The following is a 16,977-nucleotide window of genomic DNA, read 5'->3' as shown; positions in this document are numbered from 1 at the left end:
CCGACATCACCTGAACTACCCGCGCCGGGCCCAGTCCCTGGCCCTGTTCCCGGTCCTGTGCCTGGTCCCGTTCCGGGTCCTGTCAAACTCGTCATAGCAATTCCCCCTCAGCGAGTAACCTTAACAACAGTCAGCGCAAAATTGTGGGAGTCAATGCCACGGCCCTTGCGCGGCTGCACTTTTAACGCATTAATAACGGAAGCCGAACCAAAGCACCGTGACTTATTTGTGCTGCTAAAGCTATTTGAGAGGCTACGGAATTGTGAGTGTTGTCGCGCATATGACGGGCCCATTTCGATTGGAGACCGAGCAAGGCGTTGATCTGACGCCCAGATCGGCTAAGATCTGTGGCCTTTTGCTGTTGCTTCTGACATCTCCCAATGGAAGCCGTGAACGCGCATGGTTGCAGGACAAATTGTGGAGCGATCGGGGCAAGGATCAGGGAGCGGGCAGTCTTCGTCAGGCAATCTATCAATGCAAAAAGATGCTGGGCGCGGACGGCTCGCTTTTTACTTCGACAAAGCTAAGAGTATCGCTGAACCTTGCCGAGATACGCATCATTGAGGGTGGTTTTGGAGAATTCGCGGAAGGCATTGATGTACGTGATCCCGAATTCGAAAACTGGCTTACATTAGAACGATCGGGTCGTTCGGGTGATCAGAGGACGGCACCCTTATGGCAGCAGCGCTGTGCAGAACCATCGCCGCTCCCACCCACCATAGCTTTGGCCATAGAGACACTGCCTGGACCGAGCCCTTTGGCCGAGTGGTTCACGGAGGTGACGGCAGATCAGTGTTCGTCAATGCTCTATCAGGTTATCGGTGCAAATGTCGTTGGGCCAGCAACCGAGACGCAGAATGAACCCGAGTTTCAGCTAACGCTAAACGCGGTGCAGAGCGAAAACGGCTGGGTGTTCATGCGTGCCAGACTTCGCGAAGCGCCGTTTGGGTTGCAAATTTGGTCTGGGCATCGAGTGATCAAGTCCCTTCTGGATGATCCGCTACAAAACGCAGATGTATCGCAAATGGTGTTCGAAATTGCTGAGACCATTCGGCACCGTTTCAGTCAGCGTCCAGATGACAAAAAATCCGCGCCGCCCTTGATGAGTTCGAAGGCGATTTCGAACATGTTTACCATGACCGAACAAGGAGCAAATGATGCCGATCACCTGCTAGCGTCTGCTTATGAGCACGATCCACATGCAACACATCTTGCTTGGCGGGCGCAAGTCCGTGTCATCCAATTCTTCGAGCGCTACAAAAACGGGGATGTAGGCATTCTGGAAGAAAGCCGAGAGCTCTCGTCCCGAGCACTCGAAAAAGAGCCCAACAATTCAATGGTTCTGGCGTTGGTGGCCAATAGCTTAAATTACCTGGAGGGTCGATTTAAAGATGCCTTGTCTCACGCTAACCGTGCCGTCGAATTGAACCCTGGCAATCCATTTGCTTGGTGGACACTCGCTGCCGCACAATTAAACAATCACGAGTTAGAATTAGCATATGAATCCTCGCAACGATCAAGGGAACTACTGCGCGGCTCAACGCTTGAGTTTTTACCCGAGTCGCTGTTGGGCGGTTCGGCTTTGGCGCTCGGGATGGAACAAGTTGCACTTCGGCACTTTGAGCGCTCGCTTAGTTTCAGGCCAACTTTCAAGCCTTCGCTGAGATATGCAATCGGCCTTAATGCCAAACATGGAAATATGGAACGCGCGCGAAAGCTTGTCGCTGCTTTGAGCGATCAGGAAGAAGGGTTCAAACCTGACCAACTTGTGGAAGATGGAAAGTACCCCACTTCGTTGCTCAGGCGGGATGAGAGCGTTGATTTTCAGCTTTTCCGAGACCTAATCTGACTTTCCGCTGAGTTACCACGCACGAGAAACATAAGACAGCGGACCCGACCAGTTCATTGGCGATGACTGGAAGGATCCGCAGAGTATAAGCGAATGAACCTTAGAACTGAAGGTTCATCAATCGTGCCATATCCAGTGTCCATGTCCCTGTTGCAAAACCAAGGGTGTCGTTCTGAACGTCGGTTAATATTTTTTTGGTTCCCGGGCCAAAGTTACCATCGCTTGCCGCATTTATTTGCTGTTGGAGCTTTGCAACGAGTTCACCTCGCGAGCCGTGTCGCAAACAAGCCAAACGCGGCCAGTCCGCCGGATCGGTAGCCGAAAAAGCTGCTGCCTCGTGCCCGCTCAGCAACAGAACGTCATAACGTGCCCCGTGTCTTTCACCATCAAACCCAGCGGCCTTGCGGAAGCGGCGCCATTCTCCTGTTCCCGTCGTGTGAGATGAACCATCGCCGCTTTGGGTTCCAGGCAGCGTTAGACACCCTTGCGACGAAAAACTTGCAGAGAGGAAGGCCGGATGAATATTGTCACCGGGTTTGGTTCGGTCCCAATAATCCTGAGTTCCGTAGGCCAGATCATTGTGGGTGCGTAGTGTCGTGACTGTGCTGGCGTTGGCAGGAAGCGGACCGTTTCCTTGGCGCAGGATGAACTTAATCTCTCCATTCGATATAGAAATATGTGAACCTACACAGTACTCGTAACACCCGGTGGGAAGCATGTTGCACAGTACATTCGACGTGCCGAAATTCACGCGATTATAGTATTTTAGCATCTGCGTTCGGCGAGGAACCGTGGAGGCAGAGTAGAGCGACAACTCGCCTGAAACGGTATCGGCGACTCCGATCACGCAGCGAAAGTTCTCATGGTCCGGCGAGATCGGTTGCAGCTGTGCTTGGGTGACGCCCTCAAGCCTCGACCCACCATTGCGAAGCTTGCATCCCCGCAGCGCAAAGACCAACTTATTATGGCCATCTGTCACCGGTACGAACGCGTTGATTTCAACCATACCCTTTAGGATTGTCAAATTCAGTTCGAAGCTTCGATCCGCAAACTCCTCTGTAAGATGCCAGGTGTCCGGGGTGTTGCGTGGTGATGATGGCCAATATGCATCTTGCGCTGACAATCGCGGTCGTATGGTTCCTGTTTCAAGTGCATTTGGCGTGAAGTTGGTCGTGTCAACGTTCTCCATCCATGCGCTTTCATCCATACGCTCGGATGGGTTGCAAGAACCAATCAAGGGGGTCGAAACCGGCGCATTCAAGGGCAATGGATCTGATCCGTTTCTGGCTTGCAACAGTAACTGATCGACCTCGGCTGCCGAGGCGCTGCCCGCATTTCGTTTGTTCAGAATGTCCTTGAGAATTTCGCTGACGCGTATGCCCCGATTTGCCACGAACTGACCTGGTGTTTCTGGATCAGGTACCGCCATATGATGAAGGGCGACAAGCTGGAACTCTTCGTTGAAGACCGGTGCTCCAGAGGAGCCCGGCTCAGTGTCCGTGACATAATACAAGAACTGCCGACGTCGCCCTAGAACAAGGTTTTCCCGCAATGCAACTTTCTTTAGATCACCGCGCGGATGCTGAATAATGTTAACGTATTCGCGCTTCAATGCCTTACCTGATCGGGGTAGCATTTCGATATGACCAAACTCTGACAAACTGCGCCCATTGCTGGACGTCGGCTCAACACTCACGATTGTATAGTCGTGGGATACCGAGGTCAGGAACACATCCTCTGTCATGCGAAACGTCGCCGGCTCGCTAAGCGTGCCATCTATGTCGAACTCATGTCCAAAGGTCGCTTGAGAGCTCCGCGCCAGACCTAGATCCCCAAGCACATGGTTGTTTGTGATTAGCAGGTTGCTGCCAATCAGGAATCCAGTTCCAAAACTGGACCCAAAACCGGGCGAGCGCACGAAAAGCCGGGCGACGGCGTTTCCCACCATTGCACCCCGCGAAAGAACATAAAACTCATCAAGATTTCTATCATCGATAACGCGCTCATATGCTGCTGCCGCGTTCGGCAGACGGTAATCCTGCCGGGCCTGCACAAGTTCCTAGTCGTCCGGCAGGTGCATTTCCCGCTCTAGCACTTTGAGATCGGCAAGCGCGGTCGCCAAATGGTGCGAACCAGACGCCAATTTTGCGCGAGCATTGATTTGGTGCGGCACAGATTGTTGCTTAAGGCGATCATACAGCGCATTTCCAATGATGGCTTCGGGCTGCGGTCCACCGGAAAAGGGCGCCGCAGCGGAGTGTAGGGATAACCCTTTAATCGATATCCTGGTGCCAAGACGGCCGAGGACCCGCAAGATTTTGTCTGCAACGCGCTTGAATCCAGGGTTGCGCGGGTGAATCTCATCATACCAACTGGACACGTTACCACCGACGGAGGTTCGCACGTCGATGTAGCGCACGTTACCGGCAAAATCGGACGCAAACTCCGCCAGGGCTTCATTAAAGCGCCCGACGATCAGTTCAACAATTTCGCGCCCGATTTCGAGCGGAATACCCTTTTTTGCCAATGGCTTGCCAAGCCACTTACCATTATTACGCGGTTGCGCATTATCGTAACCATGTATCAATACAACCAGCGTTGGCTTTGCGGCCAGCGCGCTGTTGATCATTGCGCGATAGCTGTCCATCACCGAAATCAATGCCGATCGGAATGCAAGCTCGTTTAACAGTTCTGTAGCGGTAGAACCGGATTGGTACGGTTTCAAGAGTTTCACAAACCGCCCATCTCCCAACAAATCGTTTCCTCCCATGGACAACATGAAAATGTCTGGGTCAAGCTCGTGGATTTTGTCAACATGCTCGGATTCCAGTGCCATGTTTGATGCAAGATCACTTGGCGCGGACAAGGAGTAAGTTGGGAACACTCGAGAAACGATGTCGATGATGTCCCAAAGGATGACAGGGTATTGATGCCAACTGTCCCCTTCTTCCAGAATGCGCAGTTTGTTTGGATGTTGCGCAATCATCCCCTTGTACTTGCCGTTGCGAATTCGGCGTGCCCATTTCGTTACGAGGCCGACCAGATCAGCGCCTTCAAGCAGGTTTCCCTCGTAGTCCAACCCCTTAAATGTGACGGCGGCAGAGAATGGCTGAGTTTGATCCTCTCGTGTTAGCTCGTCAATATATTCAGCAAAAAACGCTTCGGCTTCTTCAAACTTCCCTGCATTGATTAAGTCTGAGAGTTTCTTTTCGAAATCGGAGAGTTTCATGGGGATACCTCTTCAGGAATAGCATCAGTTTTGTGCGATTTGATCTTCCGTTGGCGCGGGCATTGCTGACGGTGTTTTGAGCTCGCACACGAAGATCTCGACCGCGCGGCCAGAGGTCGCGCCTGTCGGCATCCGTTCACCCATGCCGAACGCGACAAAATGCAGTTTCTGTTCAGAAGAGGCCTGCGATGCAAGATCAGCGGCGTTGCTAGTCCGGTCGTTGAACAAATCCGCCAGCAATCGGGTTTTGACCCACTTCGCGCGCTTTTCAGACAGGCGCAGGTTCGCTTCAGAAGACCCTGTAAAACTCGCTCCGCCTCTAAGAAACACAAGGTTAGAGCTGTTTTCTGACTTTTTGCTGTTCATCAGATCGCCCAGGTGAGCCAACGCATGCCCATAGTTTTTGGGTGCATTGCCTTCCGGCCACCGCGCTTGGTTTTCTGCGAACTGAATTGGTCTCAGCGAAATACCGTTGCGAACACATGTCGCAATAAATGCATTGCCATGGCGCCGGACAAGGTCGTCAATCACGCTGGGTGCTCTGGAAGCTACTCCATGTGAAACCAATGCGCCCAGATCGGGAAATATCGAGGTGCCACCACCACCATTGCCGTGAACAAAGTTTTGCACGATGGGAACGAGGGCAAAGAAACGCTTGCTGCGGTGGGTGGCTGCAATTTTCAAACCGTTCAAGGCTTTGACGTTCACCTCTTGCAGATGAATTTGGAGCGCGTTCACTTGCGTGCGCAACTCAGTGTTTTGTTGTTGCAGGACTGTGACCAACGCCTCTGTGCCAGTTTTGGGCTCATCTTCTGGGGGGTTCAACACCTTGATCCTGGTATCCAGCGAGAACTCCAAAACCGCAGAGCGCCGGATTAATAGTCGCTTTTTGGGATCAACGACCTTGGCTACATACACCCAATCACCAAAGTCACCGATGTGAACCACCGGCTCGGTTCTGAATGAGGTTTTGCCCAGCGTACCTGGCTCTGCCTCGACATGGCTAGCGGTTGGTGCTGTATCTCGAGAGGAATAGACAAATGTTCCTACTGCCACGCGGGGGCGAAAAGTGTCCCGCGCCCACAGTGAAAGTTGCGCAAATAGAGGGGGTTCTTGAATCTCAGTCGCCTCACCTGCTACACGCGTCGTTCCGTCATCGTTGGTTTGCTGATTGTATTTCCGCGCCAGTGCGGCTTGTGCGTCAAACAAGTCCAGAATCTTATTCGGCTGAATCTGGGGACATTCCATGTTCAACCCGTAGTTGGCGCAATTCTCGTTTTCGGCAGCCACTCGGAAAACTTGACGATCACGGTCATCCGCGTTCAAAATCGCCAACGGGATTCCAAGCGCAAGAACAAGAGCGACCACCGCCAGACGCGCGAATACAACGCGTCCCTGAGGTCCTTTGCCCAGATAGATCACCTGGTAGGGAAACCCCATTGCGTAGCGGATTCCTTTCCGCGTATCTAGCCGGGCCTTCCCGAGCCAACTTATGATCCTATTGAGCAGCTTTTCGATCTTGTTCAATGCGCGTTCGACCAGCACGGGCCGAGACGGATCCTCGCGTCGGCTATGCAGAAACATCAGAAAGCGTTTACCCACTGCAAACCTGACCCACATTGTCGAAATCATAAGGGACAAATTTTGAACAACGCGCCCTATCAACGCGAACATCAAAAGAAGAAAACCCGAAACGAACGCAGCGGCGATGCTCGTGAAAATCAGTATGATGGCGGCTAGAAAGGTCACCAAAAGGACAAGGGGCAAATTGTGCAGCGCTGCGGTCGTAGAGTTAAAACCGGAGAGTGTCATGCCGAAGGGTAAATCCAGGCGCGGAGCCTGAATATACAGGATCAAAGCAGCATAGGCTGTCACAAACACGGAAAGGACGGCGATTGATATCAGGTTAATCGACGTCTCACTCCTATCTTTCGCTGAGCCAGAAGAACCGGCGCGTCGTTGTTCTTGAACGTCTGATCCGCTTTTTTGTTCGACGGCGTTTACAGTGTTGGAATTACTCTCTTTGTTCGTGATATTCGCTGAACCACCGAATTCCGCGATCAGTGAATCCAGTACTGTTTCGGCGGAGCGTCCAGCTTGTTTGCTGATCGTTATGTTCTCGCCTAGCCGCAAACGCGTCATGTGTTTTTCGCAGAGTATGCCGCGGCCGTCTTCCGCAACAGGTTGACGGCAAATCGATCCGTCCAATGCAACGCATGTGGGGTACTCACTCTTGTGCTCAGTTTTCTTAGTCACCGATACCTCCTATCCCGCCTAGATTGGGCTATGATTGCGAGTTTAGGGATACGCCGTCAGCGCAACGTCAAACGGGCGTCAAAACCCTGTAAGTTCGGACTTGGGGGCCGTGTTTTTTGGCTCCATTGGTTTTGAGAGGATCGTGGTTTGGTACAAAGATGCAGACCGGACCTATTAGTTCGCTGGAGGTCATGAGTGTATCAGTCGCGGCGCACGCAGCGCGTCAGAACCAAACCAAAAAAGTGTTAAAGCCAAAGGAGGAACAGGCGTCCATACACTGCGCCTACGCCTGACATCGAATACTTATGCCCCATCTGACGATGCACGTAGTCGAGGTTTTCGTATTTTATCAGAATTCAAACGGTCAACATTCATTTGACCGACGCCCGCGTAAAAGACCACTTCAACTGTGCACTCAAATACTGCGAACGATTAATACTGCTTCCAAAAGTCTCTCCTAAAGCGAATTGCAAAAAGAGGTTTTCGGCGACCCTGACCTCTCCACCAAGTCCAGCTTGCCAGTAGGCGTCATTGATCCCTGAGAATTCTTCATCGTAGTAGCCTGCCTCAATGAATCCTCGAAACTCTGGTTTGCTCTTGTCCACATTGACCGTTGGAGCTCCGAAGCGCTGTGTGTATCTGAGGCCGACCCCCCATCCATCCACTGTTTCAATAGTGTCGACCCCACTAACTTCCCGCGACCGAACTAAGTTCTCCGTGTAGCGGACCGACCCAGTGATTTGACCACGTTCCTTAGCAAAAGGAGCAGGACCAGAAGCGGATGCCCACAACCCAAATCCACTTTCGTTCGAACCGGTTTGTGGGTCAGTCAAGTACGCGGCAACTCCAATACCATAAACCGGGCGGTTCCAATGTTGCACTTCGTCGACGCAAGACTGTACAGCCTTTTGTCCAGATGTGATTGCGCTACGGTCGCCGTCGAAGATTAGATTTTTGTGCTGATCAACAATCTCCTGGGCCGCGCCGTTCTCGCTCCCGGAATGACCATTTTCTTTCAAAATCTCACCAACTTTCTCCACCGACAGGGTGCCATCAGCTTCAGCAGCTGCCCAGATTTGATTTGTAATTATTGGAGATTTCGTAATGTCGATGCCACCCGAGGTTAGTATGGGGGTAATCTTTATCCTAAATTCCGTAACCCGGTTTTGAACGTTACCGGGGTAAAATCCTGAGCGTCCGATGCATTGTGTAAAATCATCGTATGCGAACAGAGGGCTCTTTTTGTCATAGATGTAAGATACCCCTAGGCCATACTGCGTGAAGCCCGCGTCCCCACTGGTTTCAATAGCCGAAAACGCGACGCTCATCCCGCTTAATTTTCTTGCTGTACTATAGCGCCCACCCAAATCGGAGATCGATACATTGTCCGGCAGCATGAGTAAGCCTGGGTTGAACTCCAAACCCAACGAAAATGAATCCTCTCCAACAGCGTTGACGGCATTTGGCAAAACCGAAACAGCAAATTCATCTGCCGTTTTTACTTCCATGACATTTTCTGGCGATGCACCTAAAAGGGTGAAGAGCGGTGTGCTTGGAACACCTAAATCCAAAGCCCCAAAGAGATCGCTGGCCTCAAGGCATTGTCCATCGGAACCGACTATACAAGAGTTTGAATCGCCATCTGGGTTAGTTTGTGCAGATACGTTGGTCGTGGTTAGCAACGCAAAGCCAAGAGCGTACCGAGTTGCATGAATTCGCTTCATAGTTACGCTCCAATTCAAACGAGTCTGACAAACAAAATTACGGATGTTGGTAGACCGCTTTGGGTCGCCACTACTAGGTCTTCGCCTGTAGGCCCACCACTTGAAATCATTGTGTGACGAAGGTTTACGTCCAACTGTGGCACCTGGTAGTTTATTACGTCATAAACAACGATGCGGTCATCTTCCGGGAGGCTTTTCAACCCATCTCTAATTTCGTTCAAGTCGCCAATATCGTTTGAAGAAATGGAATCCCCTATGATGACCTGAACATGGCCGGGTATCATCAAAGGCACTGCATTCACGGATACGACATTCAGAATGTCGTTGTGAGGAACTTCGATCTCAAAAGAAACGTCGCCTATTCTCGGCCATTCCATCTCATTCATTTTCATATCCTCTGACAGTTGTTGCAATTGTGTTGAAGACTCTCCGACTCTGACAAAGCACTTACCTGCACAAGCAGGTTTAGCTTTCCCAGCTTTCAGCGTTGTTTAGTTGAGTCGACGTTAGAACAACCGTTGCGGTCAGCGCGTCATCAGAGCGGGAAAATTGCGTGAAAACGGCGTGAATTCTAACGGGCTACAAAAACTATTGGTGTGTGCTACCCAATTTTGAACGGTCGGATCGGGCCTATTTTGTTGGAAAACTCATTCTTGCTTGAGGCCTGAACCGCTGATTCAATTTCTGTAATGGATGTGAGGGTCAGCCATGAGGGGACCGAGGCAGGAAGCGCAAGCGGCTTTCGTTCCACAAGATTTTTCTGGTAGATCATGTGCCACAAGACCGCCTGCTGCGGTCGATTGATGGATACTTTGGGTCTGCGCAGCGTTCGCGGCAATCTTGCCGACTTCTAAAGCCATACTGGGCGCTCATCGTTCGATCCGCCAAGCTGAGGTATATGGTAACCGAACCATATTGGGCCGGGTGCGCGGGCGCTACCTTGATGAGATGGTCCGAATTTTCCTTCAGGAAGAAGGTGAAGCTCGGCCCCAGAAGATCACCAACCTAGCGCAACGCTGCGAACGTATCTGGCAGGAGATTGCGCGCTTGGTGGACATGGGCGGGATTTGTCGCAAACTTGTTGGTGGGCAGCATCAATGGAATTGGTGTTCGGGTTACCCAGCGATTTCGGCAAACTGTTGAAACGCTCGGAATCTGGGCGTGAACTGACCTCTGAAGATCTTGTTGACCGCCTCGATTCCGGCCAACAAGAGTGATTTGAAGCTCAGCATTGGCCTGATCCTAAGTGTGATAAACCTATGATCCTGTTCAAGGTCTGCTTTACTTCGCGTTTTCGTGACTAACGCGGACTGCAGCACCTGGTAACTTTGGGCTCTCCTGAGACCTTAGCCGCAGCGTTGATGAAGGACCGCTATTCAGATTGGGTCAGAAATGCTTGACGCTTGGGTCAGAAATGAATGACGTGACTTGCAGATTTATTGAGGTTTTGGCCGTCAATTGAGTCAAACATCAGTGACGTTCAACAAATGTTGTATGTCATAAAGCTCAGCCAATTGCGGCAGCAACTGTCCATTGTATTGGATGGGGAGTGGCATCTGACGTTTGCGCGGTAAACTGACCGAAATGTCTTATCTCCTCACCGCGTTCGGCCTCAGCCCATCTGACTGCCATTTTTGCAAATCGGAGCTGCCGATCTGGAATGGAATTCAACGCCCCAAATCCTGCACTGTGTAGGAAAGCGGGCCTGTTCGCACACAACGCTTTTAGGTTTGGACCTATATGGGCTACCGAGCCTCAGCCCGCCAGAGACAAGCCGCCATTTCGGCCGATCTCATGCTCGATCTGAGCCACCAACTCATCAAGCGCAGGGTTGCGTTCGCGGCGACTACGGCGCACGACATAGCTAAGCGAAGGAGGTGCGGGGAACCGATCTTGGATCACATCCATATCCGGGGTGATATGGCGCTCGCTCAGCAGGGCCACGCCAAGACTTGCCCGAACCGCATTTGCTATTCCCGCAGCACTCGCGCATTCAAAAACGGTTTCAAGCAATGCGTCATCGTCCTGCCCGATGTCTAGGGCCCAGTGACGGAAAAAACAGGCTTCATCAAACGACAGGAATGGGATTGCGCCTTGATCCGGCAGGGTCAATTCCGGTGACTTCACCCAATGTAAAGTCTCATGGAACAACACAACATCCGTAGGGCGCACCTCATGGTCGAATACTTGCATGATCGCCGCATCCAACTCTTTGCGTTCCAGAAAGGATCGCAGCGTGAGGCTCATACGCACTTTCGTTCGCACAACGACGTCAGGGTGCAACCGGCGGAAGCGCCCTAAAACGCGAGACAGATCGGTCATGGCGGTGTCTTCGGTCAAACCAAGCTGGATGCGGCCAGAGAGGTTTGTGCGCACAAGGCTCAAAACGGCTTCGTCGTGCAGCTCCAAAATACGGTCGGCATAGCTGAGCAATTCTTCCCCTGATGATGTGAACATCGATCCACCTGAACGCCTTGTCAAAAGCTGGCAATCCAAACTGGTTTCAAGCCTCTTTATCTTGTGGCTGACCGCTGATTGCGTCACCCTCAATGCTTCTGCCGCCCGGGTGATCCCGCCGTGGTGCTGAACAGCCTGCAGCACACGCAGAGCGTCAATTTCGAGACGTTGAGATTTCACATTAGGCATAGGTGCTCACCAATCTTTGCCGCTCCAGGATGACATTTATGATAACCCATTCGCACATCTAATGCCACAATAGGCATGAAAATCATGATCATATCGATATTTGTCATGCCCTTTCTCGACCTCCTTCCTGTAGGCCAATGGAGCCGCCACAGGAGCACCTCAATGACCACTCTGACCAGTCCCGCCCGAGGATTTCATCGCTCGCAGTTACTATGGCCGATGTTGGCCGCACTCTTGATACTTGGTTGGAGTTCTGGGTTTGTAGGCATCCGCTATGCCAATGAGGAGGCTAGCATTGCGCTCCTGCTGTTCTGGCGAACTCTGCTTTCCGGTTTGATCCTACTGCCCTTTGCTTTGGCATGTGGACCAAGGATGCGCGCGTCTGCGGTGCTGTATCAGATGGGCTTTGGCGTCATGGCGGTTTTCCTCTATCTGGGCGGTTTTTCTGTTGCGATTGAACAGCGTGTCCCAACCGGACTTGTGGCGCTGATCTCGGACCTTCTGCCACTGGCAATTGCTGCTTTGTCCCAACCGATGCTTGGTGAACGCCTTTCGCACCGGCAATGGCTTGGTACCTTTGTTGCGGTTGGCGGCGTGCTGATCGTGTCAATCGACAGTCTGGGAGTTGGGAACGCGCCGCTTTGGGCCTATGCTTTGACTGTTGGCTCTATGCTGATTTTTGCATTTGCCTCCGTTCTACATCGTGGCCAAAAACGTCATAGGATGCCGGTCTATCAGAGCCTGTGCATTCACTCGCTTACCGGCGCCGCTTTGTTTGGACTGTCCTCTTTGGCGCTGGGAGATGGGCTGGCGCCCCCGATGACGCGGGGCTTTGCCATTGGAATGGCGTGGCTGGTCATCTTGGGCACCTTCGTGTCGTATTTTGTCTACTACATTGCCCTCCGCCTCTATCCCGCCGCCAAAGTCAGCGCTGCAATATACCTCGCGCCACCGGTCACGATGATCTGGGCGTGGTTCTTATTCGATGACCCTCTGACCTCGACCATGTTCATCGGTCTTGCGGTCACGATGGTCGGAGTTCTGCTCACAACAACCAGCCAAAAAACGACGGGGCCATGCCCGCACTCGATCAGGGACTAAGGACACCTACAAATGACAAACGCCAACAAAACTCTGGAATGGGGCGGTGCCCTTTTATCAATTGCCTACTCGCTGCTGATCGCGTCCAACTCAGGCTATGAAGTTCTTTCATTTGTGTTCTTTTTGCTGGCTGCTCTGCTGCTGTTTACGCTGGCGGTCCGCAAACGGATGTGGGGCTGGACAACAATGCAGGCATTCTACATCGCGACAGGTGCATATGGAATTTATGCTTGGAGTGTTTAGCAACTCATCTGTGAGCGGCTGTCCGAAATACGTTATGAAAGGATGGCTGTGTGCGCTTTTTTAGATTGATAGGAACCGCAGCTAAGGTTCGCGATGGTCCCTTTGATGATCAAAAATTCCGTGCATTGAGTTAATGAAATCAAACATAGCCATCCTCCCGAACCAAAAAACGGAAACGCTTGAAACCCGCGCACTTCATCATACAGGTTGGTCTGATGACCAAAATCATGAGAAAACTAAATAGACCAAACACAACCATGACAACGCCTTCGAAAACTGACAGGGCAACCGCAAATTTTCGGGGTTTTGGGAACGCGTTCAATCTAGATGAAGAGCCACTGTATTCGATCTCCTGCTCGTGTTTGCGGTGGAACCGCGCCACCCTCAGTCCAAAATAAATCAGCAGAGCTGACACAGATAGAAATATCCAGAACCCATACGTGATCCAAAGGATGGTGAACGATATTGCGATCATCAACTGAGCGGCAAAAATGAGCTTGAGGCCAAGCGCTCCTCTCATGCCAAGCAAGTACATCTCGTACTCTCGAAATCTTCAAATTTTGAAAAATTTATCCTCGAAGCCTGAAACCAACAACCTCGAAGCACTCCTACCGCTTGCCTTGCAGAAGGCAAAAACGGCCCCAGAACCCAAAACTATCCGATTTACACAAGCCGACATTCGCGACCTAGCAGACTGCGAATGCAGCATCCGGAGCTCCCTGTAGACGTCGCCTCAGGTCTGCCGATACCGTAGTTCGATCTCCCTCGATATGTGAAGATTGGGACCCCATGCCGTTTCAAAGTAGTAAGACATCTAAGCATCTGGGAGAGGTGTCTCCAGCGTTTCTCGAACAACGTCGCCGATGAAACGCCCTAAGGGATCGTGCGTTGTTTTGCGGGTGTGGATCAGGTCAATATCCCAGCTCGGTAACTCCAAAGGGGGATCGTATACGCTACATCCTGCGCGTTCCGCCGTCTTTGCCAGAGAGGCAGGAATGGTCGAGATCATGTCAGACTGCGCGATAATATCCGGCAATAGCGCAAACTGCGTGACGGTCATCACAACTTGCCGGGAATGACCGCGTTTGCCGAGCGCGCGATCGACCGCGCCTGCGAACCCTCCGCTCAATGTCATTAGCGCATGTCGAGCGGAGACAAAGGTGTCTAGGGACATCGGTACGCCGTCCGCGAGAAACCCTTTCCGCGTAATGCAAATAAAGTGATCTTTTAGAACTGTCTGCCTCTCGAATCTGGCAGGCAGCCTGCCAAATGTGCCAAGCGCGAGCGTCAGAGTGTCGTCATCGAGTTCTTGTTCGAAGCTGCGCTTGTCGAGGGGGAGAAAGCTCACGCGAAGCCCTGGCGCGGTCTCTCGCAAGCGGCCCATCAGTTTGGGAGCTAGGGTGGTCACGGTCAGATCCGCGGCGGCAATGGATACCTCAGCGTCGAGTGTAGCGGGACTGAACTCGGCAGGGGCCAGCATCCGTGTGATAACCTGTAGCGCTTCCTGAATTTGCGGAGCCAAAACTTCTGCCTTTGCCGTGGGCACCATGCCCTCTGGTCCACGTTGGAACAGCGGATCGCCAAAGCGCGCCCTCAGCCTGTTTAGGGCGTTACTCATGGAAGGCTGTGCAAGGCCAATTGCAGAGCCCGCCCGGCCAACGTGGCGCTCGCGGTATAGCGCATCAAAGGCTTTCAGAAGATTGAGGTCGAGCGAGTTTAAATTCATTTCATCAATTTAGGCCATTTGAAATATCCATTTCAACTATTTTGAGTGGCCTCCTATCTCTGCACCAGACCCAAAATCTCACCTAAGCCCCGGCGATGGTGTGGGGGTTTAAGACAGGACAAAGGATGGAATGGATATGACCAATCTGATTGGCAGCGAATTAAAGGATAAACATGTGGTCATTGTGGGCGGCGGCTCTGGCATGGGCAAAGCCACCGCAGAGCTGGCCGCGTATTTTAGCGCCAGGGTGACCATTGCAAGCAGAGATGCAGACAAGCTTACGAAAGTGGCCGCTGCCATTGAAGGCGACGTCTCTGTCGCACCCGTTGATACTACCAATGAAGCGGCTGTAAGGACTTGGGCGGCTGCGCTCGGCGCTGTGGATCATCTGGTGATTTCAGCGTCCAGTGCGGCACATGGCGCTTATTCTGACCTGCCCACTGGGGATCTGCGCGCAATGTTTGAGGCCAAATTCATCGGCCCTTACGTGACTGCGCGTGAAGTTCTGCGCCATCTGAACCCATCTGCATCAATCACATTTTTCTCAGGTGTGCTCAGCCGCCGCCCTTCTGCAGGTGCAACAGGGCTTTCCGCTGTGAACGCCGCCGTTGAAGCGCTGACCAAAGGTCTTGCGCAAGAGCTTGCCGGACAGGCGCGGGTGAACTGCATCAGCCCAGGAATGGTGGCAACTGAGGCTTACGCCGCAATGCCCGAAGCAGCCCGTACTGAGATGTATGCCCAAGTTGGCGATGCCTTGCCCGTAGGCCGCGTTGGCGAGGCCGCAGAGATCGCCCAAGCCGTCATTTTTGCCATGACCAACCCCTTCCTGACCGGCTCGGTGATCGATGTGGATGGCGGCCATCTTGTGCGAGCATGAAGCGCAGCTATCTTACTGCAAGGAAATAAAATGTCTGAAGCTCTTTCTGACGACCTCCCATTTGCGGCCGCAGATCTGCCGGAAAGCCGGATCTCCTCGCTCACCACCTACCGCATGCTCGGGAAAACCGGTTTGCGTGTTTCTCCGCTCGCCTATGGTGCTGGCAGTTTTGGCGATGCTTGGGGGGATGCTTGGTCCAGCGGCAAGACCGAGGCCCGTGCGATTTTTGACCGCTATCTAGAGGCGGGAGGCAACTTTTTTGACACCTCTGATGCCTACCAGAACGGGGAAAGTGAAACCTGGCTGGGCGAATTTGCCAAGGCGGCGGGAAATCGTGATCGTTTGGTGATCTCAACCAAAGGCACGATGAACCAGTTCCCAGGCGATCCGAACGGCGGTGGAAACGGTCGCAAACATATCTTGAAAGCGTTTGACGCCTCGCTCAAGCGGTTGGGGACGGACTACATCGACCTGTACTATCTGCATCAGTGGGATCAGGTTACCCCGATGGAGGAGGTGCTCGACACCTTCGACACGCTCATTCGTCAGGGCAAGCTACATGCGTTTGGCCTCTCGAATTTCCCTGCTTGGTATGTGGCCAAGATGCAGACACTGGCGGGGCTCAGCCATCGTCATCCGGTGTCGTCGATCCAAAACCAATACAGTTTGGCCGCGCGCCATGCCGACTATGAACATCTTCCGATGTGTGATGCACTGGGTCTGGGGTTCACCGCCTGGAGCCCGCTAGCCAACGGTCTACTGACTGGAAAATACTCGGTCGACGATGCAGGCAATCTGGTGGGCGCTGGCCGTTTAAAGGAGACCTGGACCACCGATCCAAGTGTCGCCAATCTCTCCTCAGAGCAAAACATCGCCATCGTCGGCGAGCTGCTGCGGATCGCTAACGAGACAGGGCACAGCGCGTCGCAGATCGCACTCAACTGGATGATCAAACACCGAGGTGTCACCTCTGCCGTCATCGGCGCACGCAAGCTCAGCCAACTTGAAGACAACCTCGCGGCACTGGAATTCACACTGGATGAGGCGCACGTCGCCGCATTGAACGTAGTGAGCGAAATGCCGGGGTTGTCGCCCTACACCTACCATACGCAAACGATGTTTGATTTGATCCACGTGGGCGCGCGGGTGCTTTCGTAAGCGCAAGAGAGCCTGCGGCGCACCTTGGTCGCGGGCTCTCGATAGGTTTAAGAGGCAACCGCGCTGCTATTGTGGGCGCCGACGGGCTCGACCAGCGCGTTCTTCGCCTTTCCGGATGCGGAGGCAGTAACCTTCGCACTGGCTCTGGTGCCATTCGGCAACAAAGTC

At 52.8% G+C, this 16,977-nt stretch carries 13 protein-coding genes and 1 pseudogene; 5 read left to right on the top strand and 9 right to left on the bottom strand.

Annotated features, from left to right (window positions below; all coding sequences use genetic code 11):
- Nucleotides 1–262 precede the first annotated feature (262 nt).
- Nucleotides 263–1,849 carry a hypothetical protein gene (locus J7412_RS10155; protein WP_209078543.1) on the top strand — a complete coding sequence of 529 codons (1,587 nt, stop codon included), beginning with the start codon at nucleotides 263–265 and terminating at the stop codon, nucleotides 1,847–1,849.
- A gap of 100 nt (nucleotides 1,850–1,949) precedes the next feature.
- Here the strand turns inward: J7412_RS10155 and J7412_RS10150 are convergent, their stop codons facing one another.
- From J7412_RS10150 to J7412_RS10125, 7 genes and pseudogenes are all read right to left on the bottom strand, one after another.
- The gene (locus tag J7412_RS10150) at nucleotides 1,950–3,902 is read right to left on the bottom strand and encodes a serine protease (RefSeq protein WP_209078542.1); all 1,953 of its coding nucleotides are present in this window, start codon (nucleotides 3,900–3,902) and stop codon (nucleotides 1,950–1,952) included.
- A gap of 6 nt (nucleotides 3,903–3,908) precedes the next feature.
- The gene (locus J7412_RS10145; protein ID WP_209078541.1) at nucleotides 3,909–5,078 is read right to left on the bottom strand and encodes a GDSL-type esterase/lipase family protein; all 1,170 of its coding nucleotides are present in this window, start codon (nucleotides 5,076–5,078) and stop codon (nucleotides 3,909–3,911) included.
- 24 nt (nucleotides 5,079–5,102) lie between these two features.
- A complete protein-coding gene (locus J7412_RS10140; RefSeq protein WP_209078540.1) occupies nucleotides 5,103–7,334 on the bottom strand; it encodes a hypothetical protein in 2,232 nt (743 codons plus the stop codon).
- 371 nt (nucleotides 7,335–7,705) lie between these two features.
- The gene (locus tag J7412_RS10135; protein ID WP_209078539.1) at nucleotides 7,706–9,058 is read right to left on the bottom strand and encodes a hypothetical protein; all 1,353 of its coding nucleotides are present in this window, start codon (nucleotides 9,056–9,058) and stop codon (nucleotides 7,706–7,708) included.
- Between the two features lie 14 nt (nucleotides 9,059–9,072).
- Nucleotides 9,073–9,444, bottom strand: coding sequence for a hypothetical protein (locus tag J7412_RS10130; RefSeq protein WP_209078538.1), 372 nt, complete (start codon nucleotides 9,442–9,444; stop codon nucleotides 9,073–9,075).
- A gap of 729 nt (nucleotides 9,445–10,173) precedes the next feature.
- Nucleotides 10,174–10,332, bottom strand: a pseudogene (locus tag J7412_RS21845) (IS6 family transposase); the annotation flags it as partial.
- A 481-nt stretch (nucleotides 10,333–10,813) separates the two neighbouring features.
- Nucleotides 10,814–11,704, bottom strand: a complete 891-nt coding sequence (locus tag J7412_RS10125; RefSeq protein WP_209078537.1) for a LysR family transcriptional regulator — start codon at nucleotides 11,702–11,704, stop codon at nucleotides 10,814–10,816.
- A gap of 162 nt (nucleotides 11,705–11,866) precedes the next feature.
- Here J7412_RS10125 and J7412_RS10120 point away from each other — a divergent pair, with 162 nt between their 5' ends.
- Complete coding sequence (locus J7412_RS10120) at nucleotides 11,867–12,805, top strand: DMT family transporter (protein WP_209078536.1); 939 nt, start codon at nucleotides 11,867–11,869, stop codon at nucleotides 12,803–12,805.
- Between the two features lie 12 nt (nucleotides 12,806–12,817).
- The gene (locus tag J7412_RS10115) at nucleotides 12,818–13,048 is read left to right on the top strand and encodes a hypothetical protein (RefSeq protein WP_209078535.1); all 231 of its coding nucleotides are present in this window, start codon (nucleotides 12,818–12,820) and stop codon (nucleotides 13,046–13,048) included.
- A 139-nt stretch (nucleotides 13,049–13,187) separates the two neighbouring features.
- Here J7412_RS10115 and J7412_RS10110 read toward each other — a convergent pair whose 3' ends face one another.
- A complete protein-coding gene (locus tag J7412_RS10110) occupies nucleotides 13,188–13,583 on the bottom strand; it encodes a hypothetical protein (protein WP_209078534.1) in 396 nt (131 codons plus the stop codon).
- Nucleotides 13,584–13,862: 279 nt separating this feature from the next.
- A complete protein-coding gene (locus J7412_RS10105) occupies nucleotides 13,863–14,774 on the bottom strand; it encodes a LysR family transcriptional regulator (protein ID WP_209078533.1) in 912 nt (303 codons plus the stop codon).
- Between the two features lie 136 nt (nucleotides 14,775–14,910).
- Here J7412_RS10105 and J7412_RS10100 point away from each other — a divergent pair, with 136 nt between their 5' ends.
- Nucleotides 14,911–15,651 (top strand): SDR family oxidoreductase, encoded by a 741-nt coding sequence (locus J7412_RS10100; protein ID WP_209078532.1) that lies wholly within the window; start codon nucleotides 14,911–14,913, stop codon nucleotides 15,649–15,651.
- 30 nt (nucleotides 15,652–15,681) lie between these two features.
- Nucleotides 15,682–16,809, top strand: a complete 1,128-nt coding sequence (locus J7412_RS10095) for an aldo/keto reductase (protein ID WP_209078531.1) — start codon at nucleotides 15,682–15,684, stop codon at nucleotides 16,807–16,809.
- The last annotated feature ends 168 nt before the right edge of the window (nucleotides 16,810–16,977 follow it).

The sequence above is a fragment of the Shimia sp. R9_3 genome (genome assembly GCF_017743755.1).
In the GTDB taxonomy this organism is placed as follows: domain Bacteria; phylum Pseudomonadota; class Alphaproteobacteria; order Rhodobacterales; family Rhodobacteraceae; genus Shimia.
Note: the sequence above shows the minus strand (reverse complement) of the source record. Positions and strands in the feature narration are given on the sequence as shown.